Consider the following 22895-nt stretch of genomic DNA (forward strand, 5'->3'; position numbering starts at 1 on the left):
GCTATTTATTTAATAGCATCTTCTGCAGTATCCATGCGCCCGCATCGCCGTTCCAGACCCCATAGAATGCGGGGGTGTCCTCCATTCTCAATGCCGATCTCCACTGCCACTCCGTGGTCTCCGACGGCACGCTGACGCCCGAAGAACTGGCCGCGCGCGCCGCCGCCAACGGGGTCGAACTCTGGGCCCTCACCGACCACGACGAGATCGGCGGGCAGCACCGCGCCGCCGCCGCGGCCCGCGCCAACGGCATGCGCTACCTCACCGGCACCGAGATTTCCGTGACCTTCGCGGGCGAGACGGTGCACATCGTCGGCCTCGGTTTCGACCCCGACGACGCTGCCATTTCGCAGGGCCTGTACGACACCCGCGGCGGCCGCGGCAAGCGCGCGCAGGAAATGTCCGAGGGGCTGGCCAAGGTCGGCATCCACGGCGCGTACGAAGGCGCGCTCAAGTTCGTCGGCAATCCCGAACTCATCTCGCGCACGCACTTCGCACGCTTTCTCGTCGAGCAGGGCCACTGCCGCGACACGCCCGAGGTATTCCGCAAGTTCCTCACCGAAGGCAAACCCGGCTACGTGCCGCACCGCTGGGCGTCGCTGAAGGACGCGGTGCACTGGATCACCGCCGCCAAGGGCATGGCCGTGATCGCGCACCCGGGCCGCTACAAGTTCACGGCCAACGAGGAATACGCGCTGTTCCTCGAATTCAAGGCGCACGGCGGCAAGGCGATCGAGGTCGTCACCGGCAGCCACACGCCGGCCGAGTTCGTCGAGTACGCCGACAAGGCGCTCGAGTTCGATTTCGCCGCATCGCGCGGCAGCGATTTCCACAGCCCCGACGAGAGCCACTGCGATCTCGGCAAGCTGCCGCCCCTGCCCGGTGCGCTCACTCCAGTGTGGGAACTGCTCGGCGACCGTATCCAGCAGTGAGCCCAAGCCCCGGGACCAGCACCGACAACGCGGCGACTGTTGCGCTGGCGGCCGCTCGCGCGGCGCAGCAGCGAAGCTTGAGCAGGGAATCGGAACGCATCCTCGCCGGCATCGGGCTCGTGATCCTGGCCGTGGCCTGCTTCGCCACGCTCGACACGGCCACCAAATACTCCACGCTGGGCGTGCCCATCCTCATGGGCGTGTGGTTCCGCTATGCCTTCCAGGCGGTGGCGACCACGCTGGTGCTGCTGCCGCTGCGCGGCACGGCGCTGCTGTATACGAAGCATCCCCGCTACCAGGCACTGCGCGGGGCGCTGCTGCTGGCGTCGAGCATCTTCGCCTTCCTGAGCCTGCGCTACATGCCGCTGGCCGAGTTCACGTCGATCGTGCTGATCGCGCCGCTGGTGATCACGCTGCTGGCGGCCACCACGCTCAAGGAGCATGTCTCGCCGCTGCGCTGGACGCTGGTGGCGGGCGGCTTCATCGGCACGCTGGTCATCCTGCGCCCGGGCGGCAGCGCGTTCAGCTGGGCCGTGCTGTTGCCGCTGGGGCTGGTGCTGAGCAACGCCTGGTTCCAGGTGCTCACGAGCAAGCTGGCGCAGACCGAGAACCCGCTGACCATGCACTTCTACACCGGCTGGGTGGGCACGCTGATCGTCTCGCTCGTGGTGCCTTTCGTGTGGACCTCGCTGCCCTCGTGGGAATGGTGGGCGCTGCTGTGCCTCATGGGCTTCATGGGCACGGTGGGGCACTTCATGCTGATCCTGGCCTACCAGCGCGCGCCGGCCTCCACGCTCACGCCCTACCTTTATGCGCAGATCGCGTTCGCCATGCTCGGCGGCTGGATCGTCTTTTCCCATGTGCCGGACCGCTTCTCGCTCATCGGCATGGCGATGATCGCGGTCTGCGGCGCGGCCGGCGCGTGGCTCACGGTGCGAGAGCGCCGCGTGCCCATCGAACCTGCCGAATCCTGAACCGGAGAGCTTTTCACCATGGCCCAGTATTTCGAAGTCCATCCAGAGAATCCGCAGCAGCGGCTGCTGAAGCAGGCGGTCACGCTGCTGGAGCGCGGCGAGATCGTGGCCGTGCCCACCGACTCCAGCTATGCCCTGGCCTGCCACCTCGACGACAAGGACGCGGTCGACCAGCTTCGCCGCATCCGCCAGGTCGACGAGAAGCACCACCTGACGCTGCTGTGCCGCGACCTGAGCGAACTGGCCAACTACGCGCGCGTCGACAACAAGCAATACCGCCTGCTGAAGGCGGCCACGCCCGGGCCTTACACCTTCCTGCTCGAAGCCACCAAGGAAGTGCCGCGCCGCGTGAGCCACCCGCAGCGCAAGACCATCGGCCTGCGCGTGCCCGACCACAATGTGCTGCTGGAGCTCCTGTCGCTGCACGGCGCGCCGTTGCTGGCCACCACGCTGATCGCCCCGGGCGAGACCGAGGCGCTGAACGACGCGCAGACCATCCGCGAGCGTTTCGAGAAGCAGATCGCCGCGGTCATCGATGCCGGTGCATGCCCTTCGCAGCCGACCACGGTGGTCGACCTCACGCCGATGGGCAGCGGCGACGACCCCGTCGTGGTGCGGCAAGGGCGCGGCGCGCTGGCCGTTCTGGGCCTCTGAAATCGGGCAGAAAAGCACGCCCCGTCTGACACAATCGCCCAGTGGATATCTCCAACCTCATACAGACAGTACTGATCTATGCGCTGCCCGTGATCTTCGCGATCACCGTGCACGAGGCAGCGCACGGCTATGTCGCCCGCCATTTCGGCGACAACACGGCCGAGGTCATGGGGCGCGTCACGCTCAATCCGATGAAGCACATCGACCCCATCGGGACCATCTTGATGCCGCTGATGCTGTACTTCGCGACCTCCGGAGCCTTCCTGTTCGGCTATGCCAAGCCGGTGCCGGTCAACTTCGGGCGGCTGCGCCATCCGAAGCGCGACATGGTCTGGGTGGCACTGGCCGGGCCCGTCTCCAACTTCATCCAGGCGATCCTGTGGGCAGTGCTGCTGATAGTGCTGGTCGCGTCGGGCGTCACTGAAACCTTTTTCATCAAGATGGCGCAAGGCGGCATCCTGGTCAACCTCGTGATGTGGGCCTTCAACCTGTTCCCGCTGCCGCCGCTCGATGGCGGGCGCGTGCTGGCCGGCCTTCTTCCCAGCGGCCAGGCCCAGATGTTCCTGGCGCGCATCGAGCCATACGGCTTTTTCATCGTGATGGGCCTCGTCCTCGCGGGCGTCGTCAGCACATACTGGCTGCGGCCGCTCATGGACGTGGGCTACTTCGTCATCAACCTGCTGATCACTCCGCTCAAGGCACTCCTGCTTTAGATTGCTTCAAGTAATTCTTCGTCTGTCCGTCCCATGGCTTCGTCTTCCCAAGCTCCCCTGCGCGTCCTGACCGGCATCACGCCATCGGGCACGCCGCACCTCGGCAACTATGTCGGCTCGATCCGCCACTCGGTGCGGCAAAGCGTCGCGCCCGGTGTGCAGAGCTTCTTCTTCCTGGCCGACTACCACGCGCTCATCAAGGTGCAGGAGCCGGCCCTGATCCAGCGCTCCACTCTCGAGATCGCCGCCAGCTGGCTGGCCTGCGGGCTCGACCCCGAGCGCGTCACCTTCTACCGCCAGTCCGACATCGTCGAGATTCCCGAGCTGACCTGGTTCCTCACCTGCGTGACCGGCAAGGGCGTGCTCAATCGCGCGCATGCCTACAAGGCGCAGCTCGACAAGAACGTGGCCAAGGGCGAGGACCCCGACGCCGACGTGACCGCCGGCCTCTTCATGTACCCCGTGCTCATGGGCGCCGACATCCTGATGTTCAACGCCCACAAGGTGCCGGTGGGCCGCGACCAGGTGCAGCACATCGAGATGGCGCGCGACATGGCGCAGCGCTTCAACCACCTCTACGGCGATCACTTCACGCTGCCCGAGGCCGAGATCGACGACGCGGTCGCCACCCTGCCCGGCCTCGACGGCCGCAAGATGAGCAAGAGCTACGGCAACACGATCCCGCTGTTCGCGCCGCGCGCGCAACTGCAAAAGCAGATCTCCAGCATCGTGACCGACTCGCGCGCCCCCGGCGAGCCCAAGGAAACCGAAGGCTCGGCGCTGTTCCAGATCTACCAGGCCTTCGCCAGCGCCGATGAAACCGAGACGCTGCGCAAGGCGTACGCCGACGGCATCGGCTGGGGCGACGCCAAGCAGATGCTGTTCGAGCGCATCGACCTCGAAGTGGCGCCGCTGCGCGAGCGCTACGAGGCGCTCATGAACGACCCGGCGCAGATCGAGCGCACGCTGCTGCTCGGCGCCGAGAAGGCGCAGGCGCTTTCGAAGCCTTTCATGGCCAGCCTGCGCCACGCGGTCGGCCTTCGCAACCTCGCGGCCGGCCAGGGCAAGGCCCAAGCCAAGGCGGCCAAGGTCGCCAGGCCCAGCTTCAAGCAGTACCGCGAGAAGGCGGACGGGCTTTTCTATTTCAAGCTGTTGGATGCGCGCGGCGAAACCCTGCTGCAAAGCCGTGGATTCGCCTCGCCGCAGGAAGCGGGCCGTACCATCGCAATCCTGCAGGCGCAGCGGGGTGAAGCATTGGCTTCGCTGGCCGGCCAGATGGAACCCATCGATACAGAAGGAATACGCGCCGTCGAAGAGGCGCTTGAGGCACTGACGGAAGCGGCACCCGGCACAACCAGCGGGAGTTGATATCCGGCAACGCCCATCGGCTTATCCGCCGGTGAGCACGACGAGAGAAGACGGTGCGATCACAAAGGAAGAAAACATGAGCATTTATGTCATCGACGACCACCCCCTGATGCGCGACGCGATCGTGATGGTCCTGCGGCGCCTGCGCCCGGCCGAGAACATCGTCGAGCTCGAACGCCTCGACAAGCTCGCAGGCTCCGTGCAGCAGCGTGGTGCGCCTACGCTTTTCTGCCTGGACCTGAAGCTGCCGGACACCAACGGCGTGTCGGGCGTGATCGCGGTCAAGCAGGTCTATCCGAACGTGCCGATCGCCGTGTACTCGGCCGCGCCGTCCGCCGACATGGAAGACGCCTGCATCGAGGCCGGCGCCGACACCTACATCGAGAAGTCGGCCAGCTCCAACGAACTGGCGGCTGCCCTGCGCGGCCTGCTGATGGCGGGCTCGGAAGACGAAGCCGACGAGATGCCCGCCGCCAACAGCGGCAAGCTCTCCAAGCGCCAGACTCAACTGATCGCGATGCTCGACAAGGGCATGAGCAATCGCGACATCGCGACCGACCTGGAAATCAGCGAGCACACTGTGAAGGTTCACTTGTGGCGCCTGTTCCGCAGGCTGGGCGTGAAGAGCCGGACGCAGGCGCTGCACTACGCGCGCACGAACGGCTTGCTATCTGGCTAACCCCCAGGCTTCGCGCACTTCGTGTCGCTTCGCCAACCCCCTTGCAGGGGGCAACACCTGAGGACCGGCAGAGCCGGATCCTCGGTGTTCCCGAATTGAAAAAACCGCGCTCTGCGCGGTTTTTTCATGGGAACGGCGCGGGGTGTCTTAGCCACCAGAGGCTGTCACCCGCGCCTGTGCCACTGCCTCGTCGGCATCGTGCAGGGCCACGCGGAACACGCTGCCGCTGCCCAGGCGGGAGCGCACGCTGACGGGGTGCCCCAGCACGTGCGAGAGGCGCGCGACGATGGCCAGGCCCAGGCCGAAGCCGTCCGAGGTGCCGGCGTGGTCGGCGACCTTGTAGAACTCCAGGAACACGTCGCGCAGGTGCTCGGGTGCAATGCCGATGCCGGTGTCCCACACCTCCACGCGCAGGCCGTCGCGCGTCTGGCGGGCGGCAAGCAGCACGCCGCCTTCGGTGGTGTACTTGATCGCGTTGGCCAGCAGGTTGCCGATCATGCGACGCACGCGGATCGGGTCGGTGAGGAACGAACCCTCGCACATGCGCACGCGGAAATCGAGGCCACGGCTTTCGGCCACGGGGCGGTATTGAAGTTCGAGGTCGTGCAGCAGTTCGGGCACGTCGACGCGCTCGACGTGCAGGCGCACCTGGCCGGAGTCGATGCGCGCCAGGTCGAACATGGAGTCGAACAGCGCATTCACCGCATGCGTAGCCCGCACGATCTTCGGCGCGAGTTCCAGCACCAGTTCGGGCTCGTTGCGCAGCCAGTCGGCATACAACGAAAGGGCCAGCACGGGCTGGCGCATGTCGTGCGCGGCGCTGGCCAGGAAGCGGTTCTTCATGGCCACGGCCGACACCGCCGCTTGCCGCTGCTGGGTAAGCGACTTGATGAGGATGTGGTTGTGGAACAGCAGCTCCAGGCTGTTGCGCGCCGTCTCGTGGATGTGCCGCCCGGCCCGCAGCAGCAGGAACCAGTGAAGGATCGGCAGTATGGGCATCAGGTAGCCGTACTGGAACTGCGGATGCTGCAGCGTGATGGACACCAGCCGGATCAGCACCGCGCCCAGCATCGTGATGAACAGCGTGTTCACGTAGCGCTTGAGCAGCGGCGGATGCAGCGCCAGCCCGTTGAGCGGGAAGGTGCCCACGCCGGCCACGATGAGCCAGCTCATGAACTGGTTGACCTGCGGCGTGCGCTCGAAGAACAGCAGCACCGACAGGCCCCACACCACCGCGCTGGTGCTCCAGACGAAGCCGTAGCGCTCGGTGAACTGCTGCTGTGCCGCCGAACTGCGCCCGGCATAGCGCAGCGCGTAGACGCGCGCTCCCCAGGCGCGGCAAGCGGTGGCGATGACGCCGGCCAGAAGCCAGATGAGCAACTCCCAGCGCGGCACGTAAGCCCAGTTCAGGCCGACCATTGCCGGCATCAGCGCGGCCGAAACGAAGTAAGAGCCGCGCGCGGAGCGCATCAGGCTGCGGATGAGTTCGCCGCGTACCCACGATTCGGCCTCGTCGGCCGAAGCGGGAGCGGGGGTCATGCTGGCGATCGACGCATTGGCCATAAGCCGGCGATCTTAACGGCCCATCCGGCAATGTTTCATCGGGTAACAATCGATCCTTGCATCCACAATGCCGTCAATAACCCGGAAGAATTAACCGCATGCTGTCCCACGTCTACATCGGTGTGAACGAGTTCGAGCGCGCCTTCTCGTTCTATTCGGCGCTCATGCGCGAACTCGGACTGAAGCTGAGGTTCCGGGAAGACGGCAAGCCCTGGGCCGGCTGGCAAAGCCCCGACGCGCCCCGCCCTCTGTTCCTCGTGGGCACGCCCTATGACGAGCAGGCCGCCTCGCCCGGCAACGGCCAGATGGTGGCCCTGCTGGCCGCCGACCGCGCCACGGTCGACCGTGCCCATGCAACGGCCCTCGCGCAGGGCGGTTCATGCGAAGGCCCGCCCGGCGTCAGGCCGCACTACCACGCGGACTACTATGGAGCCTATTTCCGCGACCCTGACGGCAACAAGCTCTGCGTCTGCTGCCACACCCCACCGAATCCATGCTGAACAACCTGACCCCCTTCCTCGTCCACTGGGCCATCACCGGCATCTCGCTTTGGGTAGCCAGCCATCTGTTTCGCGGACTGAAGTTCGACAGCACCGGCGCGCTGGTGGTCTCTGCGCTGCTGCTGGGCCTGGCCAACGCGATCGTCAAGCCGCTCTTGATCGTGCTCACGCTGCCGCTGACGCTGGTGACCTTCGGGCTGTTCCTGCTGGTCATCAACGCGCTGATGATCCTGCTGGTGGCCGCGCTGGTGAAGGGCTTCAAGGTGTCGGGCTTCTGGACCGCGCTCTTCGCGAGCATCTTCATCTCGCTGCTGAGCGTGGTGATCGGATCGCTCGTGACCGGCAGCGACCCGGCCGAAAAGGTGCAGATGCCGCAAAGCGGCAACTGGCTCTGAACGAGAACTTCGCGGCCTCGCCGCTGGCGAACCGCCTGGCGCGCATGCAAGAAAAGCACTGCGCCAGCTGAAGAAAGAGCGCGCCTGAACAGGCGGCGCCATCCCATATTCTGCGGAGGGACAGCGCGCGGCCGCTGCCTATGATCTCCCTCACTCCGGCGCCGAGACCGGAGGAAGAGGAGCCTCCCCATGAAGATCGCCTTCACGTCGTGCATGAACTTCAAGCCCGGCCCCGATGGCTACCAGCGCGTTTGGAACCGCATCGCGCAAGAGCAGCCCGACTACCTGTTCCTTCTGGGCGACCAGATCTACATGGACTTCTTTCCCAGGCTGGGCGAACCGTCCGGATGGGACGCAGCGAAGTTCGCCGACGTGATGCAGGGCAAGTACGAAGCACAGTGGAACGTGCCGAATTTCAAGGCCCTGCGCGACGCGCTGCGCCAGAAGCAGGACAACGGCGGCGGCGTGTACGGCACCTGGGACGACCACGACTTCGCCTGGAACAACGCGCACGGCTCGGACCTCAAGCCGGAGGTGAAGCAGCAGACCCGCCGGCTGTTCACCAAGTACATGCAGATCGAGCAGCTGCGCAACCCCGTGCATCTCGATCCGGCCATCGACGGCATCTACTACTCGATTCCGCTGATGCACCAGCAGCAGCGCATCGGCAAGGCCATCTTCCTCGACACCCGCTGGTACAGCACCGACCCAGGCGACTCCAAGCCCCTGCTCGGGCAGAAGCAGCTCGATTACCTGAAGCAGGAACTCGTCGGCGAGCAAGGCTACGTCGTGATCTGCGCCGGCACCCCGATCCGCGCGACCGGCAACGGCTGGATGCGCTACCGCGACGACTACGCGAAGTTCCGCGCGATCATCCAGGGACGCAAGTCGATCTTCCTGACCGGCGACATCCACGAGAACGCCTTCCTGCCGCCGGCCGGCGAGACGAAGATGTTCGAGGTGGTCTCCTCGGGCGCCTTCGTCACCAAGTACTACCTCACGGGCGAGCGCGAGAACTTCGGCATCCTCGAATACTCACCCGCGAGCACCGACATCAAGCTCTTCGACAAGAAGGGGCTGGAAAAGCACAACGTCATCGACAACGCCACCTTCGTGCACAAGGAGATCCAGTGAAAGCACCCCGGAAGATGTTTCGATGCATAGTCGCTGCGGCCGGCCTCTGCGCGGCGTCGATGCTCGCTCAGGCCCAGTTCGTCGGCGACCTGGTGCTGGAGCCGGCGGGATGCACCCAAACGGGCAAGTGCAGGATCAAGAACAAGCTCCGGTTCACCGACAGCAACAAGCTCGTCTGGGAAACCTATGACTCAGAGTCCACCGACGGCGCAACAATTCCGCCGATCTTCCAGCCGATCGTTGGCAAGCCCTTCGAGGAGTCGTTCCTGAAGGCGGCCATCATCCACGACCACTACTGCGTTCGCCACGTGCGGACGTGGCGCGCGACGCACCGCGTCTTCTACGAGGGGCTCATCGACCAGGGTGTGCCCCAGTCCAAGGCCAAACTGATGTACTACGCGGTCTACCTGGGCGGCCCCAAGTGGGTCACGCTGATTCCGGGAACGGCTTGCGGCGGGAACTGCGTCAAGAGCTTCACCGCAAGCGACGGCAAGCCGGTGATCCGCTACCGTGAAGCCGACTACGCGACCGTCACCAGCGCGTCCGAACTCGCCGCGCTCGAACAGGAACTGCAGGCCAACCCCGAAGGCATCAGCCTGGAAGACCTGGAGAAGCGCGCACAGCTCAAGCGCCCCGACGACTTCTATTACCGCAACGGCGACCAGGTCCGCATGAAGAACCTGGCAGTCGCCGAATGACCGGCCCGGCCCGGCATCCGCCCTGGCCCTACTTGCCCCAGATCGCCTTGTACTGGTTGCGGTAGCCGTTGTCCGGGTCGAACACGTTCTTCGGTCCGCCGTCCTTGCCGACATTGCCCACGGTCACCAGGTGCACCTTGGGTACGTAGCCCGACCACTTCTCCCTGGCGAAGGCGCGGTTGAGCTCGTCGACGATCTGCCAGCCCTGCATGTTCAGCGGCTCCGGCACCGTGCCGGCCTGGAAGCGCTGCGTGCGGATGCGCTGGTAGGCGGCCTCCGAGCCATCACCGGCCGACACTGCCTTGGGCGCGCCGTCGCCCTTCTTGCCGGCCGCCGTGAGCGAAGGGCCCATGAAGTCGAAGTACAGGTCGTTGATGGCCAGCGAGTGCGTCCACTTGTCGCCGAAGCGCTGCAGCAGCGCGGTGGTGAGCTGCGGCATGCGGGTCGAGCTCTCGGCGATGGGGCTGTCCTCGAAGCTCAGCACGGTGCAGCCGCCGCACTTCTTGATGACGGCCTCCATCGCGCGCGCCTTGTACAGCGCAATGGCGTACTGCGAGTCGGTGAAGATCACCACGCCGGCCTTGCCGTTGGAATCGGCCACCACCCACGAGGCCGCGACGTCGGCCACGTCATCGGTCACCGTGGTCACGTTGGCGAAAAGGCCCGCCTTCTCGTTCGGGCCGGGCTGCTCGCCCGAGTGCCAGCCGACCAGCGGAATGCCCGACTTGGCCGCGCCCGCGAACGCGGCCTTCTGCTCGGTGGTGTCGAAGCCGCCGACCACGATGCCCGCGGGCTTCACCGCCAGCGCCTGGTTGAGCGCAGCCGTGCGCCCGCTCACCGTGCCCTGCCCGTCGATGACGCGCACCGTCCAGCCGATGGCGCGCCCCGCTTCCTCCACGCCCTTGCTGACGCCGACGATGCCGCCGTTCTTCATGTCGCCCGCGACGAAGACGATGGTCTTGCCGGCCGCCGCCTTCGGTCCGGCGGTGGGGCCGTCCCACTTCTCCTTGGTCATGGTCGCGACCTCGACCTTCTTCTTCGCGGCATCCAGAAAGTCATCGGCCATGGCCTTCGGCGCCAGCGTGGCGGCGCACAGCGCCAGCACCGCGGCGGCGACGGTGCGCGCGGGAACACTCTTCTTCATGCTTGTCTCCAGTCGTCGTAGTGGGCCGTCAGTCATTCCGACGGCGTTGAGGGAACCGGTTGCGCGTGATCGAGCTGCCGCTCGGCGATGCGCCGCTTGATCGAGCGGTTGCGCCGCTGCTGCGCCCAGCCCGCGATGCCGATGGACACCAGCAGCGTCAGGCCGTTGAAGAGCGGCTCCACGTAGAAGGCGCCGCCGAACTGCTGGATGCCCGAGATGCCGATGGCGAGAATCGCCACGCCCACCAGCGTGCCCCACACGTTCACGCGGCCGGGCCGGATGGTGGTGGAGCCGAGAAAGGCCCCCACCAGCGCCGGCAGCAGGAACTCGAGCCCCACGCTCGCCTGCCCGATCTGCAGCCGCGAAGCCAGCAGTACGCCCGCGAAGCCCGACAGCAGCCCCGAGGCGACAAAAGCGCCCATCACATGCCTGCGCACCGAAATGCCGTTGAGCTGCGCCGCCTTCGGGTTCGCGCCGATCACGTACAGCGCCCGGCCCAGCGGGGTGAACTCGGTGACCACCCACAGCGTGAGGCTCACCGCGAGCACGTAGAACGCGCCCACCGGCAGCCCCAGCAGGCTGCCGCCCGCGATGCCCACGAAACCATCGGGCAGCTCGCCCACCACCTGCCGCCCGCCGCTGTGCCACATGGCCACCGCGTAGATCACGGTGCCCGTGCCCAGCGTGGCAATGAACGAGTCGATCTGCGCGAGTTCCACCAGCAGCCCGTTGAGCACGCCGAAGAGCGCCGCGCAAAGCAGCACCACCAGCACCGCCGCCGGCCACGGCAGGCCCAGCTGCGTCTGCAGGCTGATCGCGAGGATGTGCCATAGCACGATGCCGTAGCCCACGGTGAGGTCGATCTTGCCGGTGATCATCGGAATGGTCGCGGCCAGCGCCAGCAGCGCGATCACCGACTTGTCGGCCAGGATCGCGCGCAGGTTGAACAGCGTCGGAAAGGTCTCGGGCAGCAGCACCGAGAACAGCAGCGCGAGCGCCACCGTCAGCACGACGAGGCCGTACACCGGCATCGCGCGCCCGAGGCTCTGCGCGAGGGAGACGGCCTCGCCATCCAGGGACTTGTCGGGCTCCAGCGCCGTGGACTTGATCGAACTGCTCATGCTGAAACTTCCTCGCGCGTCGCCGCGCCTGCTGCCAATGCCAGGAGTCTTTCGACGGTGATCGCCTCGCCCGTGAGTTCGGCCGCGATCAGCCCGTCGCGGAAGACGAGCACGCGGGTGCACACGGTGGCGATCTCCTCGAAGTCGGTGGAGACGACGACCAGCGCCGTGCCGGCCTCGGCGCGCTCGCGCAGCACGCCGTAGATTTGCCGCTTGGCGCCCACGTCCACACCCGCGGTGGGCTCCTCGAGCACCACCAGCGGCTTGTCCAGATGAAACCAGCGCGCCAGCACCACCTTCTGCTGGTTGCCGCCCGAGAGCTGCTGCACTTCGGCCGATGGTGCGGGCGGGTTGATGTCGAAGCGGCGGATGAGCGCGAGCGCGCCCTCGTTCTCGCGGCGCGGACGGTCGAAGGCCAGGCCCCGGTCGCCGTGCAGCGTGGAATTGGGAAAGAGGTTCTCCAGCACGCTCATCGGGCCGGCCAGGTTCTCCTCGAGCCGCTCGCACGCCACATAGGCCACGCCCGCGCGAATCGCATCGGCCGGGCAACTGAAGCCGCAGGCCTTGCCCAGCAGGTGCATGCGCCCTGCCGACAGCGACTCGCGCCCGAAGATCGCGCGGCTGATGGCCTCGTGCCCCGCGCCGCGCAGGCCGACGAGGCCCAGCACCTCGCCGCGATGCACGGCCAGGTTCAGAGGGCCGGCGTTGCCGCTGGCCGCGCCGTCGAGCTTCAGCACGGCCTCGCTTCGCGCGGGCGCCCTCGCCTTCTGCACCGAGGCCGAGAGCGCCTTGCCCACGATCAGCCCCACCAGTTCGCTCTCGCTGGTCTGCGCCGTGGTCTTCACCGCCACCAGCCGGCCGTCGCGCATCACGGCCGCGCGGTCGGAAATGGCCATCACCTCGTCGAGCCGGTGCGACACGTACATCATCGCCATGCCCTGGCGGCGCAGTTCGCGCAGCACGCCGAACATGCGCTCCACGTCGCTCATCGGCAGGCTGGCCGAGGGCTCGTCGAGCACCAGCAGCCGCGCCTTCACTTCGAGCGCGCGGCCGATGGCGAGCAATGATTTCTCGGCGCGCGTCAGAGAGAACACGCGGCGGCCGGGGTCGATGTCGCAGCCCACGCGCGCCATCACGCGGCGCGCCGTGTCGTTCGCGGCCTTCCAGTCGATGAGCCCGAAGCGGCGCGGATAGCCGGTGCCCAGGCCCACGTTCTCGGCGACGGTCATCCACTCGACGAGGCCCAGGTCCTGGTGGATGAAGGCCACCGGCTGCTCGCGCCGGTCGCCGCGCCGCCACTCGGACTGCGGGCGGCCATCGAAAAGAATCTCGCCGTCGTCCACCGCATGGATGCCCGCGAGCAGCTTGATGAGCGTGGACTTGCCCGCGCCGTTCTCGCCCAGCAGCGCAAGGATTTCTCCGGCGCGCACATCCAGCGTGACCTTGTCGACCGCCTGCGTGCCGCCGAAGCGCTTGCTGACCGACTGGAACTGCAGCAGCGGCGTGCTCATGCGCGGACCGCCCCGCTGGTATTGAGGCGAATGCGGTAGAGCGAGGTCGATGCGCACACGAAGAGCTCGTTGCCGTCGGTGCCGCCGAAGGTGAGGTTGCCCACCTTCTCCGGCACCGCGATGCGCGCCAGGCGGGTGCCGTCGGGGTGGTAGACCTGCACGCTGTCGGCGCTGCTGGTGTAGACGAAGCCGTGCACGTCGACGCGGAAGCCGTCGGCCAGCCCCGGGTTCACCACCGCGAACACGCGCGGGTTCGCGAGGTCCTGCCCGTCGATCACGTCGAAGGCGACGATGTGATGGTGCCCCGAGCCGTCGGTGCGCAGCGCGGCCGAGGTGTCGCTCACATACAGGATGCGCTCGTCGGGCGAGAAGGCCAGCCCGTTGGGCTCTTCCACGAAGTCGCTCACCGAGCGCAACGCGCCAGTAGCCGGATCGAGGCGGAACACGTGGTTGCGGCCCAGTTCGCTCTCGGCCTTGTGGCCCTCGCGGTCGGAAACGATGCCGTAGGGCGGATCGGTGAACCAGATGCTGCCGTCGCGCTTCACGACGATGTCGTTGGGCGAGTTGAGACGGCGGCCCTGGTAGCGGTCGACCACCACTTCATCGGGCAGCGGCAGCAGACCTTCACCGGAGTTCGCGAAGCGCGTGCGCACGATGGCGCGCTGCCCGTGCGAGCAATGCAGCAGCGCCCCGTCGGCCTCGCGCGCGTGCCCGTTGGTGAACTCCACGCCCTCGCGCCACACGCTCATGCCGCCTTCGGTATGCCAGCGCAGCATGCGGTTGCTGGGAATGTCGCTCCACAGCACCGAGCCGTCCTCGCGCATCCACACCGGCCCTTCGCTCCAGACGGCGCCGGTGCACAGGCGTTCGAGCGGGCCGGCCCCCTGGGCGACGGGAGCGAAACGGGAGTCGAAGACTTCGATGGTCATGGACACGGCGCTGGTTTCCCTGAATTAGGGCTCGCAGTGTGGCACCAAAAAGATACCGGTAACTTAGGCTTTTCCCGTACGCACGAAGGCTATCTTTTCATTCTTCTTTCGTGGGCGATCGCTGTATTCTTTGCGCATCGATCCACGCACTCATACAGTTATCGGTATCTCACGCCGCACGGCCTTCGTCGCATATCCTCGAACCCGCCTTCCGAGAGAGAAAAGAGAGAAGCTCCTTGCCTCCGACCAAAGCCTCCGCCGCCCCTGCTCCCACCCTCACCCGCCCCGCGACGATGGCCGACGTGGCCGCGCGCGTCGGCGTATCGAAGATGACGGTGTCGCGCGCGCTCAACCGCGGCGCGAGCAGCGACCGCGTGACCTCCGAGGCGCTGCGCCAGCGCATCCTGCAGGCCTGCGAGGAGATGGGCTACGTCATCGACCAGACGGCGCGCACCTTCTCCAGCAAGCGATCGGGCTTCGTCGCGGTGCTGATTCCTTCGCTCAACAACTCCAACTTCTCGGAAACCGCACAGGGCATCACCGCCGCCGTGGAAGCGCGCGGGCTGCAGGTGCTGCTGGGCTACACCGACTACCGCGTGGAGACAGAGGAGCGCCTGCTGCGCGCCATGCTCGCGCGCCGGCCCGAGGGCGTGATCCTCACTGGCGGCTCGCACACGCCGGCCGCGCGCGCCATGCTGCAGGCAGCGGGCGTGCCCGTGGTCGAGACCTGGGACCTGCCGGCCATGCCCATCGAGCACACCGTGGGCTTCTCGAACGCCGAGGCCGCCGCCGCGATGGTGCGCCACCTGCATGCCAAGGGCTACCGGCGCATCGCCTTCATCGGCGGCACCTCGAACCGCGACACGCGCGGCGCCGACCGCCAGCGCGGCTACGCCAACGCGATCCGCGAACTGGGCCTGCCCGACGGCCGCGTGATCAGCTTCGGCCAGCCGCCGATCTCGATGGCGCAGGGCGGCGAGGCCGTGGCGCAGCTCATCCGCCAATGGCCCGACGTGGATGCGGTGATCTGCGTGTCCGACCTCTCGGCCTTCGGCGCGCTGATGGAATGCCAGCGCCGCGGCTGGGAAGTGCCCGGCCGCATCGCCATCGCGGGCTTCGGCGACTTCGAGGTCGCACGCGCCTGCCATCCGCGCATCACCACCGTGGCGGTGGATTGCGTGGGCATCGGCAAGGCAGCAGGAGAACTGCTGCTGCGCGTGATCGACGGCACGCGCGAGGGGCATAGGCCGCCCGCGGAAACGGTGCTGATTCCGTTCCACATCGAGCAGCGCGAGAGTTCCTAGCTAGGACAAGGAGCGGCGGTGCTCGGGGCCATGCGGCCGCTGTCGCGGGAGGGCGGCATGCCATGGAGATCGGCGTGCGCGTGAGATGCGGCACCTCGCCGCGGGATGTCGGGTGGTATTCTGTTGACGCCATTCAGCATCCCGCCCTGCCCCGGCAGCGGATCGACGCCAACGCCACCACATGACCCACCCGTTGTTTCCCAAGCCCGCGTGCTCCGTCGCACGTGCCCTTGAGATCCTCGGTGACCGCTGGACCCTGCTGCTGGTGCGCGAGATCCTCTTCGGCACGCATCGCTTCGACGATTTCGCCGCCCATCTAGGCATTGCCCGCACCGTGCTGACCGAGCGGCTGAACCGGTTGGTGGAGGCGGGCATCCTGCTGCAGACCCCGCTCAAACCCGGAGGTCGCCGCTTCGGCTACCACCTGACGCCCAAGGGGCAGGACTTGGTGCCCGCTTTGCTCGCCGTCATGCAATGGGGCGACCGCTGGCTACAGTCCCCCGAGACCGTGCCGATCCGGGTGATCGAACGCACGTCCGGCGAGGAGTTGCCTGCCATCCAGCTGCGCGGGCGCAGTGGCGAACTGCTGGCCATCGACGCGCTGGACTGGGCCCCCGGTCCAGGCGCAGGCGCTCCGGAGATCGCGCCGCTGATCGCCGCATACGAGGCACAGCGGCCCGTGCGTGCGCGTCCGGTGCCCGCCCCTCGCCGTGTCGCGGCGAAAACGGGCGCGGTGCGGCCGCGCCGGGTCAAGCCCGCGGCTGCGGCTTGAAGGCCGGCCCGCCACTGCCGTAGGCGTGGCGCTCGCGGATCAGCGCTCCTGCCGCAAGCGCGCGAGTACGGCCTCCGGCGCCACCACGCCCTCGCGCCCGAGGATCACGCCCTTGGACGTGCCTTCGGCGATGACGCGCTCACCCACGAGAAACTGGTGCGACATGTGGAAGTGGCGCTCGTCCCAATGCGTCAACTGCATCACGGCCTCATAGCGCTGGAAGAGCTTGAGCGACTTCTTGTAGACCATGGTGTGCTCGGTGACGATCGGTGCCCAGCGCTCCTTGCGCATCACGCCGACGAGTCCCGTCCGGATGAACAGGTCCAGGCGCGAGAGGTCCGCGATCGTCAGGTAGCGGCCATTGTTCATGTGCAGGTTGATGTCCAGGTCCGTCGGCAGCGTCATCAGCCGCAGCCGGCTCTCGGCGACACCGACCGGCAGGCGCTCTCGGCGTCTCGAGAGCCACCACACCCACAGCATGCGGAAGATCAGATTCATGGCGGGCGGTCCTTCTCAGTCGATGCGCCGACCGAGGCGCTGCATCCCGGCCGAGTCCGCGACGGCCATCGACATGATCGTCAACTGCAGGCCCAGCGCCTGCGCTCGCCCATACGGGCGCGACCTCACGGCCGCGCCCGGCTCTCCTCTCTGTTCCATCACTCACTCCCTTTTTATTGAGTCAACGCTTCGACATGAAGCGTGGCGGGCCCGGACTCTTCGATCCGTTACCGCAGGCGGAGATTCTGCACGAGCAATGATTGAAAGTCTTTATTTCGTACTTTTAAAGTACCTATTCAAAACCAATTCGCAGCCATCCGATTCTGGCTCGGGCCCGGGCTCACGGATGCCAGGTCGACACCACCGCAGGCGTCTGCGCCGTAGGCCGGCCCGCGAGTGCATAGGAGAGCTCGTTCGCAGCCTTCATGATCGTCTTCGCGTGCCCAATCAGCTTGGCCTTGGGCAACCGGTCCGCGGGGCCGGAGATGCACACCGAGCCCAGCAGCGCCCAGCGCAGCCCGAAGACAGGCGCGGACACCGTCGCCACGTTCTTCTCGCGTTCGCCGATGGAGTAGTGATAGCCCTTCTTGCGGATGTCCTCGTAGAGCTTCCCGGGCTCGCCGGAGAACGCGAGGATCACGCGGCCTGGTGAGCCCATGTCCAGGGGAAGCATCGCGCCCATGCGAGCGTGGTGCCTGATGGGCTGCGGCCCCTCCACGCGCGCAAGGCAAGTCCTGGAATTTCCTTCGCGCACGTAGAAGGCGGCGCTCTCGCCCGTTGCCTGCGACAGGGCGAGCAGCATCGGCTCGACCACGCCGTTGGCATCGAAGCTGGCCTGGTAGCGCGCGCCGAGCCAGCCGGCCGCGGGCCCCAGCCTCCAGCCGCCGTCGTCGCGCTGCACCACGTAGCCCGCAAGCGCCAGCGTGCGCAGCAGGCGCAGCGCGGTCGTCTTGTGCATCTGGCTGCGCCGGGTGAGTTCGGCCAGCGAGAGGTGCTCGTCCTGCATGCCGAAGGCATCGAGCAACTGCAGCGCGCGGGTGACCGCGGTGACTCCACCTGCAGCTTCCGAATCCGCCTCGCGCGGCATCTCGATCACTTCCTTGCGCGTGGTTCCGGCTCTTGGAGTTTGTTTCACACAGTGGTCCATGGTCCGTTCAGTGGACCACCATTGTATGGAATGGAACGCAAATCTAAAGTCGCCTCACGCCTCGCAGCACGGCCTGCAGGCGCCCAACGAACGATTCGGAGACAGATCAATGCGCACCTCGAGCCACGGCTCCATCCATCGCCGCGCGGCCCTCGGCCTCGCCCTTTTTCTCGCCTCGGGCATTGCGGCGGCGCAGGCCTATCCGGCGCGTCCGATCAAGCTCGTCGTGCCCTTCCCGCCGGGCGGCGGCACGGACATCATTGCCCGCGAGGTAGCCAACAAGGTCGCCACTTCCGAAGGCTGGACGATCGTCATCGAGAACAAGCCCGGCTCGGGCGGCAACATCGGCGTCGACGCGGCAGCCAAGGCCAGCCCGGACGGCTACACGCTGGTGATGGGCCAGACCAGCAACCTCGCGATCAACCCGTCCCTCTACACCAAGCTGCCCTACGACCCGGTGAAGGACCTCGCGGCAGTGGGCCTGGTCGCGTCGGCGCCGCTGGTGGTGGTCGTGTCCTCCGCCTCGCCCTACAAGAAGCTTGCCGACGTGGTCGCCGCCGCGAAGGCCAAGCCCACCGCGCTCAACTACGCGAGCTCGGGCAACGGAACCGTGGCCCATCTCGCGACCGAGCAGTTCCAGAAGGTCGCCGGCATCCAGCTCACGCACGTGCCCTACAAAGGCGCCTCGCAGGGCCTGACCGATCTCGTCGGCGGGCAGATCCAGATGTACGTGTCGTCGGTGCCGACGCTCATCGCACAGATCAAGAGCGGACAGCTGCGCGCACTGGCCGTGACATCGCAGCAGCGCAACCGCGACCTGCCCGACGTACCAACCATGGTCGAAGCTGGCTACAAGGACTTCGAGGCCATCACCTGGTTCGGCGTGGCTGGCCCCGCTGCCATGCCGAAAGACGCAATCGCCAGACTCAACACGGCCTTCAACAAGGCCCTCGCGACGCCCGAGGTGCAGAAGAAGCTCGCGGCGCAGGGCGCGGAGGTGCTGTCCGGTCCGCCCGAGAAATTCGCCTCGCTGATCCGCACCGACGGCGTGCGCTGGGGCGCGATCGTGAAGGCATCGGGCATCCGGCTCGACTGACGCGGCATGTCCGGCTCCATTGCGCCCTTCTCGGCCGGGCACGGACGCACGCCGGTCGAGGTACCGCCAGGCGCCTGCGACTGCCATGTGCACCTGTACGACTCGCGCTACTCGCCGGTACCGGGCGCCAAGCTGACGCCGCCGGACGCCACCGCGCACGACTACCGCCAACTGCAGCAGCGCACCGGCACCGAGCGCGTGGTGTTCGTGACGCCCTCCACCTACGGCACCGACAACCGCCCCCTGCGCGACGCGCTCGCCGCCTTCGGTGCGCAGGCGCGCGGCGTGGCGGTCATCGACGAGAACACCGGCGACCACGAGCTGCGCTCGCTGCACGACTGCGGCGTGCGCGGCATCCGGCTCAATCTCTCTCTCGGCGTCGTGAACAACGCCGCGCAGATCGCACCTCTGGCAAGGCGCATCGCGCCCCTGGGCTGGCACCTGCAGCTGCTCGCGCCGGCGGACGTGCTGGTGCAACTCGCGGGCGTGCTCGAAGACCTGCCCGTCCCCCTGGTGTTCGACCACTTCGCACGGCTCGCGCCGTCGATGGCCGGCAGGCATGCGGCACATGCGCTGATCCTGCGCCTGCTCGCATCGGGCCGCGCGTGGGTCAAGCTCTCGGGCAGCTACATCGTGAGCGAGGAAGGGCCGCCGCACTTCGCGGACGTGGCCCTGCTCGCAGAGAGCTTCCTGCGGGCCGCACCGCAGCGCGTGCTGTGGGGCAGCGACTGGCCGCACGCCAGCGCCGGCGCCGGCCACCAGGCCATGCCCGACGACGCGCGGCAGATGGCATTGCTCGCCGGCTGGACCGGGACGGCGGCCGCCTTGCGCCGCGTGCTGGTCGACAACCCGGCCGCGCTCTACGGCTTCGACAACCCGAACGATTCTTTCCAGGAGACTCCATGATCCGCATGCACAGGCGCCGCTTCGGCGCACTGGGCCTCGCCGCGCTCGCAACCGCGTCGACGCCCGCACTCGCACAAGGCCAGTGGCCCACCGGCAGGCCCATCACCTGGGTCGTGCCCTACCCGCCGGGCGGCACCACCGACATCCTCGGGCGCGCCATCGCGCAGCGCCTGGGCGCATCGCTGGGCACGACGGTGATCGTCGACAACAAGGCCGGCGCCACCGGCACCATCGGCTCGGCCTTCGTCGCGCGGTCGGCACCCGACGGCTACACGCTGCTGGGCACTTCGATCGGCCCGCAGGCCATCGTGCCGAACCTGCTGCAGAAGATGCAGTACGACCCTGTCGCGGCCTTCGCGCCGGTGACGCTGATCGGGACCATTCCCCACGTGCTGGTCGTCGGTGCCGCGCAGCCGCTGCGCACCGTGGCAGACCTCGTCGCGCAGGCGAAGGCGAAGCCGGAAGAGCTGTCGTTCGCATCCGGCGGCAACGGCACCATCCTGCAGATGCAGGGCGAACTGCTGCGACTGCAGACGGGCACCCGCATGACGCACGTACCCTACAAGGGCGACACGCCAGCCATCCAGGACGTGCTGGCGGGCCACGCGAGCTTCATGTTTGCGCCGGTGGCCGCGGCGCTGCCGCACATCCAGAGCGGCCAGTTGCGGGCGCTGGCCGTCACCTCGGCCGCGCGGCTGAAGGCGCTGCCGGACGTGCCCACCATGGGCGAGGCCGGCTTCAAGGATTTCGTGGTCGAGCAGTGGCAGGCGCTGTACGCACCGGCAGGCACGCCCGCCGCGGTGGTCCAGAAGCTCAACGCCGAAGTGGTGCGCCACCTGAAGGACCCGGAGATCGCCGCCATGGCCGACAAGCTCGGCGTCACCCTCGTGGGCAGCACACCGCAGCAGCTCGCGGACACCCAGAAGGCGGACCTGGCCAAGTGGGCCAAGGTCATCAAGCACGCCGGCATCAGGCCGGAGTGAGCCCCTTCTCTCTTCTCTTCTTTTCTCCTCTCTTCCCTCCATCACCTCCGAAAGCGATCCCATGTCTTTCCCCCTTCCCGACGTCATCCGCGACTTCGAGCGCGTGCCCGCGAACATCGTGGCGCAGGCGGCCGAGTTCCAGCCCGCCATCCTGGCCGACGTGGCCGGCCGCCGCGGCGCGCTGGACGGCCGCATCAAGGCCCTGCGCCCCCGCATGAAGCTGGCGGGCACCGCGATCACCGTGGAAGTGCGCCCCGGCGACAACCTGATGATCCACGCCGCCATCGCCATGGCCAAGCCCGGCGACGTGCTCGTCATCGACGGCAAGGGCGACCTCACATCGGCGCTCATGGGCACGATCATGATGACCGCCTGCCGCCAGCTCGGCATCGCCGGCGTGGTGATGGACGGCGCCTGCCGCGACAGCCTGGAGATCGACGAGATGGACTTCCCCGTCTTCTGCGCAGGCACTAATCCGAACGGGCCGACCAAGAGCATCGGCGGCCGCATCGGGCATCCGGTGTCGATCGGCGGCGTGACGGTGCATCCGGGCGACTTCGTCATCGGCGACGCCGACGGCGTGGTGGTGGTCGAGCGCGAGAAGATCGAATCGCTGCTGCCGCTGGCCGCGAAGAAGGTGAAGGACGAAGCCGCGCGCATCGCCGCCATCAAGCAAGGCGACACCGCCGCCAAGTGGCTCGATTCCGCGCTGCGCGCGGCCGGCGTCCTGAAGGAAGGCGAAACGCTGTGACAGCCATCCTGGTGACGGGCGCCGACCTGGCGCCGCAGGCGGTGAAGCTGCTCGAAGGCCACGAGCTCGTCTACGCGGGCAAGACGCCGACCGAGGACGACCTCGTCGCGCTGTGCCGCGCGCACGACCCGGTGGCCATCATCGTGCGCTACGGCAAGGTGGGCGCGGCCGTCATGGACGCCGCGCCTTCACTGAAGGTGATCTCCAAGCACGGCAGCGGCACCGACACCATCGACAAGGCCGCGGCGCAGGCGCGCGGCATCGAGGTGGTCGCGGCCGTGGGCGCGAATGCGGCGGCGGTGGCCGAGCAGGCGCTCGCGCTGCTGCTGGCCTGCGCGAAGTCGGTGGTGGCGCTGGATGCGCGCATGCACGCGGGCCACTGGGACAAGGCGACGCACAAGAGCCTCGAACTCGGCGGCCGCACCGTCGGCCTGATCGGGCTCGGCGCCATCGGACTGCGCTTCGCGCGCATGGCCGATGCGCTGGGCATGCGCGTGCTCGGCTTCGACCCGTACGCGAAGAACCTCCCGGCCTATGTGCAGGCCGTGGACCTCGCGACCATCTGGGCCGAGTCCGACGCCATCTCGCTGCACTGCCCGTTGACCGACGAGAACCGGGGATTGCTCAATGCGGACACGCTGGCACGCTGCAAACGCGGCGTGATCGTCGTCAACACCGCGCGCGGCGGCCTGATCGACGAAGACGCGCTGCTGGCGGCCGTGCGCTCGGGCCAGGTTTCCATGGCCGGGCTGGACAGCTTCGCGGTGGAGCCGATGACCGCGGGCCACCCCTTCCAGGGCGAGAAGAACATCGTGCTGAGCCCGCACATCGGCGGCGTGACCAGCGACGCCTACGTCAACATGGGCGTCGGCGCCGCGAAGAACCTGCTGCAGGTGCTCGCGCGCCAGACGGCGGCGAGCTGCTGAAGACATCGCCACCATCCCGATCAAGAACAAGGAGACAAGAGAATGAAGAGCGGCAAGAAAGCCCGCTGGGCCGCGCTCGCGATCGGCCTGCCTGTTGCGCTGGCAGTTGCTCATGCGCAGGCACAGACTTGGCCGGCCAAGCCGGTGCGCGTGCTCGTCGGCTTCTCGGCGGGCGGCCCCACCGACGTGGTCGCGCG

At 67.5% G+C, this 22895-nt stretch carries 25 protein-coding genes; 17 read left to right on the top strand and 8 right to left on the bottom strand.

Annotated features, from left to right (window positions below):
* Positions 1–74 precede the first annotated feature (74 nt).
* The 6 genes from QMO14_RS23840 (at position 75) to QMO14_RS23865 (ending at position 5320) form a co-directional block, all read left to right on the top strand.
* The gene (locus tag QMO14_RS23840; protein ID WP_301510193.1) at positions 75–932 is read left to right on the top strand and encodes a 3',5'-nucleoside bisphosphate phosphatase; all 858 of its coding nucleotides are present in this window, start codon (positions 75–77) and stop codon (positions 930–932) included.
* Complete coding sequence (locus tag QMO14_RS23845) at positions 929–1906, top strand: DMT family transporter (RefSeq protein ID WP_301510194.1); 978 nt, start codon at positions 929–931, stop codon at positions 1904–1906. The genes QMO14_RS23840 and QMO14_RS23845 overlap by 4 nt, the downstream gene beginning before the upstream one ends.
* Before the next feature lie 18 nt (positions 1907–1924).
* Positions 1925–2560, top strand: a complete 636-nt coding sequence (locus QMO14_RS23850) for an L-threonylcarbamoyladenylate synthase (protein ID WP_301510195.1) — start codon at positions 1925–1927, stop codon at positions 2558–2560.
* Between the two features lie 41 nt (positions 2561–2601).
* Positions 2602–3273: a site-2 protease family protein gene (locus QMO14_RS23855; protein WP_301510196.1), complete on the top strand. Its 672-nt coding sequence runs from the start codon at positions 2602–2604 to the stop codon at positions 3271–3273.
* A gap of 33 nt (positions 3274–3306) precedes the next feature.
* Positions 3307–4641 (top strand): tryptophan--tRNA ligase, encoded by a 1335-nt coding sequence (locus tag QMO14_RS23860; RefSeq protein ID WP_301510197.1) that lies wholly within the window; start codon positions 3307–3309, stop codon positions 4639–4641.
* 76 nt (positions 4642–4717) lie between these two features.
* Positions 4718–5320, top strand: a complete 603-nt coding sequence (locus tag QMO14_RS23865) for a response regulator transcription factor (RefSeq protein ID WP_007837193.1) — start codon at positions 4718–4720, stop codon at positions 5318–5320.
* A 147-nt stretch (positions 5321–5467) separates the two neighbouring features.
* Here QMO14_RS23865 and QMO14_RS23870 read toward each other — a convergent pair whose 3' ends face one another.
* A complete protein-coding gene (locus QMO14_RS23870) occupies positions 5468–6859 on the bottom strand; it encodes a HAMP domain-containing sensor histidine kinase (protein WP_301510199.1) in 1392 nt (463 codons plus the stop codon).
* Positions 6860–6981: 122 nt separating this feature from the next.
* Between QMO14_RS23870 and QMO14_RS23875 the strand changes: the two genes are divergently transcribed.
* The 4 genes from QMO14_RS23875 (at position 6982) to QMO14_RS23890 (ending at position 9610) form a co-directional block, all read left to right on the top strand.
* Positions 6982–7383: a VOC family protein gene (locus QMO14_RS23875; RefSeq protein ID WP_301510201.1), complete on the top strand. Its 402-nt coding sequence runs from the start codon at positions 6982–6984 to the stop codon at positions 7381–7383.
* The gene (locus tag QMO14_RS23880) at positions 7377–7778 is read left to right on the top strand and encodes a phage holin family protein (RefSeq protein ID WP_301510202.1); all 402 of its coding nucleotides are present in this window, start codon (positions 7377–7379) and stop codon (positions 7776–7778) included. Before QMO14_RS23875 ends, QMO14_RS23880 begins: the two co-directional genes overlap by 7 nt.
* A gap of 189 nt (positions 7779–7967) precedes the next feature.
* Positions 7968–8912 (top strand): alkaline phosphatase D family protein, encoded by a 945-nt coding sequence (locus QMO14_RS23885; RefSeq protein ID WP_301510204.1) that lies wholly within the window; start codon positions 7968–7970, stop codon positions 8910–8912.
* Between the two features lie 14 nt (positions 8913–8926).
* Positions 8927–9610 carry a DUF1353 domain-containing protein gene (locus tag QMO14_RS23890; protein WP_301510205.1) on the top strand — a complete coding sequence of 228 codons (684 nt, stop codon included), beginning with the start codon at positions 8927–8929 and terminating at the stop codon, positions 9608–9610.
* 28 nt (positions 9611–9638) lie between these two features.
* Here QMO14_RS23890 and QMO14_RS23895 read toward each other — a convergent pair whose 3' ends face one another.
* The 4 genes from QMO14_RS23895 to QMO14_RS23910 are packed head-to-tail and all read right to left on the bottom strand — an operon-like array spanning position 9639 to position 14315.
* The gene (locus QMO14_RS23895; RefSeq protein ID WP_301510207.1) at positions 9639–10754 is read right to left on the bottom strand and encodes a substrate-binding domain-containing protein; all 1116 of its coding nucleotides are present in this window, start codon (positions 10752–10754) and stop codon (positions 9639–9641) included.
* A 32-nt stretch (positions 10755–10786) separates the two neighbouring features.
* Positions 10787–11875 carry an ABC transporter permease gene (locus QMO14_RS23900; RefSeq protein WP_126023351.1) on the bottom strand — a complete coding sequence of 363 codons (1089 nt, stop codon included), beginning with the start codon at positions 11873–11875 and terminating at the stop codon, positions 10787–10789.
* A complete protein-coding gene (locus QMO14_RS23905) occupies positions 11872–13386 on the bottom strand; it encodes a sugar ABC transporter ATP-binding protein (protein ID WP_301510210.1) in 1515 nt (504 codons plus the stop codon). The genes QMO14_RS23900 and QMO14_RS23905 overlap by 4 nt, the downstream gene beginning before the upstream one ends.
* A complete protein-coding gene (locus QMO14_RS23910; RefSeq protein WP_301510220.1) occupies positions 13383–14315 on the bottom strand; it encodes an SMP-30/gluconolactonase/LRE family protein in 933 nt (310 codons plus the stop codon). Before QMO14_RS23910 ends, QMO14_RS23905 begins: the two co-directional genes overlap by 4 nt.
* A 293-nt stretch (positions 14316–14608) precedes the next feature.
* Between QMO14_RS23910 and QMO14_RS23915 the strand changes: the two genes are divergently transcribed.
* Both QMO14_RS23915 and QMO14_RS23920 read left to right on the top strand, forming a co-directional pair.
* On the top strand, positions 14609–15619 hold the full coding sequence (locus tag QMO14_RS23915; RefSeq protein WP_301510221.1) for a LacI family DNA-binding transcriptional regulator: 1011 nt from the start codon (positions 14609–14611) through the stop codon (positions 15617–15619).
* A 181-nt stretch (positions 15620–15800) separates the two neighbouring features.
* Complete coding sequence (locus QMO14_RS23920; RefSeq protein WP_301510211.1) at positions 15801–16391, top strand: helix-turn-helix domain-containing protein; 591 nt, start codon at positions 15801–15803, stop codon at positions 16389–16391.
* Positions 16392–16430: 39 nt separating this feature from the next.
* On the opposite strand, the gene QMO14_RS23925 is transcribed toward QMO14_RS23920, so the two are convergent.
* The 3 genes from QMO14_RS23925 to QMO14_RS23935 all read right to left on the bottom strand — a co-directional run bounded on the left by QMO14_RS23925 (position 16431) and on the right by QMO14_RS23935 (position 17976).
* Positions 16431–16889 (bottom strand): thioesterase family protein, encoded by a 459-nt coding sequence (locus QMO14_RS23925; RefSeq protein WP_301510212.1) that lies wholly within the window; start codon positions 16887–16889, stop codon positions 16431–16433.
* 15 nt (positions 16890–16904) lie between these two features.
* Positions 16905–17048 carry a hypothetical protein gene (locus QMO14_RS23930; RefSeq protein WP_301510213.1) on the bottom strand — a complete coding sequence of 48 codons (144 nt, stop codon included), beginning with the start codon at positions 17046–17048 and terminating at the stop codon, positions 16905–16907.
* Positions 17049–17229: 181 nt separating this feature from the next.
* Positions 17230–17976 carry an IclR family transcriptional regulator gene (locus QMO14_RS23935; RefSeq protein ID WP_301510222.1) on the bottom strand — a complete coding sequence of 249 codons (747 nt, stop codon included), beginning with the start codon at positions 17974–17976 and terminating at the stop codon, positions 17230–17232.
* A 169-nt stretch (positions 17977–18145) separates the two neighbouring features.
* Here QMO14_RS23935 and QMO14_RS23940 point away from each other — a divergent pair, with 169 nt between their 5' ends.
* The 5 genes from QMO14_RS23940 to QMO14_RS23960 all read left to right on the top strand — a co-directional run bounded on the left by QMO14_RS23940 (position 18146) and on the right by QMO14_RS23960 (position 22698).
* Positions 18146–19132 carry a tripartite tricarboxylate transporter substrate binding protein gene (locus QMO14_RS23940; RefSeq protein ID WP_301510214.1) on the top strand — a complete coding sequence of 329 codons (987 nt, stop codon included), beginning with the start codon at positions 18146–18148 and terminating at the stop codon, positions 19130–19132.
* Between the two features lie 6 nt (positions 19133–19138).
* Positions 19139–20038 (top strand): amidohydrolase, encoded by a 900-nt coding sequence (locus tag QMO14_RS23945; RefSeq protein WP_301510216.1) that lies wholly within the window; start codon positions 19139–19141, stop codon positions 20036–20038.
* Between the two features lie 5 nt (positions 20039–20043).
* Complete coding sequence (locus QMO14_RS23950) at positions 20044–21021, top strand: tripartite tricarboxylate transporter substrate binding protein (RefSeq protein ID WP_301510223.1); 978 nt, start codon at positions 20044–20046, stop codon at positions 21019–21021.
* Between the two features lie 61 nt (positions 21022–21082).
* A complete protein-coding gene (locus QMO14_RS23955) occupies positions 21083–21772 on the top strand; it encodes an RraA family protein (protein ID WP_301510217.1) in 690 nt (229 codons plus the stop codon).
* Positions 21769–22698, top strand: a complete 930-nt coding sequence (locus QMO14_RS23960) for an NAD(P)-dependent oxidoreductase (RefSeq protein WP_301510218.1) — start codon at positions 21769–21771, stop codon at positions 22696–22698. The genes QMO14_RS23955 and QMO14_RS23960 overlap by 4 nt, the downstream gene beginning before the upstream one ends.
* Positions 22699–22895 lie beyond the last annotated feature (197 nt).

The organism is Variovorax sp. CAN15, from assembly GCF_030462475.1.
Classification (GTDB): domain Bacteria; phylum Pseudomonadota; class Gammaproteobacteria; order Burkholderiales; family Burkholderiaceae_C; genus Variovorax.

Bases quoted from the DNA above. Each gene is read 5' to 3' on its own strand.
- QMO14_RS23945 (WP_301510216.1), top strand. From the start codon at position 19,139: ATGTCCGGCTCCATTGCGCCCTTCTCGGCCGGGCACGGACGCACGCCG.
- QMO14_RS23920 (WP_301510211.1), top strand. From the start codon at position 15,801: ATGACCCACCCGTTGTTTCCCAAGCCCGCGTGCTCCGTCGCACGTGCC.
- QMO14_RS23935 (WP_301510222.1), bottom strand. From the start codon at position 17,976: ATGCCGCGCGAGGCGGATTCGGAAGCTGCAGGTGGAGTCACCGCGGTC.
- QMO14_RS23940 (WP_301510214.1), top strand. From the start codon at position 18,146: ATGCGCACCTCGAGCCACGGCTCCATCCATCGCCGCGCGGCCCTCGGC.
- QMO14_RS23870 (WP_301510199.1), bottom strand. From the start codon at position 6,859: ATGACCCCCGCTCCCGCTTCGGCCGACGAGGCCGAATCGTGGGTACGC.
- QMO14_RS23905 (WP_301510210.1), bottom strand. From the start codon at position 13,386: ATGAGCACGCCGCTGCTGCAGTTCCAGTCGGTCAGCAAGCGCTTCGGC.
- QMO14_RS23950 (WP_301510223.1), top strand. From the start codon at position 20,044: ATGCACAGGCGCCGCTTCGGCGCACTGGGCCTCGCCGCGCTCGCAACC.
- QMO14_RS23915 (WP_301510221.1), top strand. From the start codon at position 14,609: ATGGCCGACGTGGCCGCGCGCGTCGGCGTATCGAAGATGACGGTGTCG.
- QMO14_RS23910 (WP_301510220.1), bottom strand. From the start codon at position 14,315: ATGACCATCGAAGTCTTCGACTCCCGTTTCGCTCCCGTCGCCCAGGGG.
- QMO14_RS23955 (WP_301510217.1), top strand. From the start codon at position 21,083: ATGTCTTTCCCCCTTCCCGACGTCATCCGCGACTTCGAGCGCGTGCCC.
- QMO14_RS23875 (WP_301510201.1), top strand. From the start codon at position 6,982: ATGCTGTCCCACGTCTACATCGGTGTGAACGAGTTCGAGCGCGCCTTC.
- QMO14_RS23865 (WP_007837193.1), top strand. From the start codon at position 4,718: ATGAGCATTTATGTCATCGACGACCACCCCCTGATGCGCGACGCGATC.
- QMO14_RS23850 (WP_301510195.1), top strand. From the start codon at position 1,925: ATGGCCCAGTATTTCGAAGTCCATCCAGAGAATCCGCAGCAGCGGCTG.
- QMO14_RS23860 (WP_301510197.1), top strand. From the start codon at position 3,307: ATGGCTTCGTCTTCCCAAGCTCCCCTGCGCGTCCTGACCGGCATCACG.
- QMO14_RS23925 (WP_301510212.1), bottom strand. From the start codon at position 16,889: ATGAATCTGATCTTCCGCATGCTGTGGGTGTGGTGGCTCTCGAGACGC.
- QMO14_RS23930 (WP_301510213.1), bottom strand. From the start codon at position 17,048: ATGGAACAGAGAGGAGAGCCGGGCGCGGCCGTGAGGTCGCGCCCGTAT.
- QMO14_RS23885 (WP_301510204.1), top strand. From the start codon at position 7,968: ATGAAGATCGCCTTCACGTCGTGCATGAACTTCAAGCCCGGCCCCGAT.
- QMO14_RS23895 (WP_301510207.1), bottom strand. From the start codon at position 10,754: ATGAAGAAGAGTGTTCCCGCGCGCACCGTCGCCGCCGCGGTGCTGGCG.
- QMO14_RS23900 (WP_126023351.1), bottom strand. From the start codon at position 11,875: ATGAGCAGTTCGATCAAGTCCACGGCGCTGGAGCCCGACAAGTCCCTG.
- QMO14_RS23880 (WP_301510202.1), top strand. From the start codon at position 7,377: ATGCTGAACAACCTGACCCCCTTCCTCGTCCACTGGGCCATCACCGGC.
- QMO14_RS23890 (WP_301510205.1), top strand. From the start codon at position 8,927: ATGTTTCGATGCATAGTCGCTGCGGCCGGCCTCTGCGCGGCGTCGATG.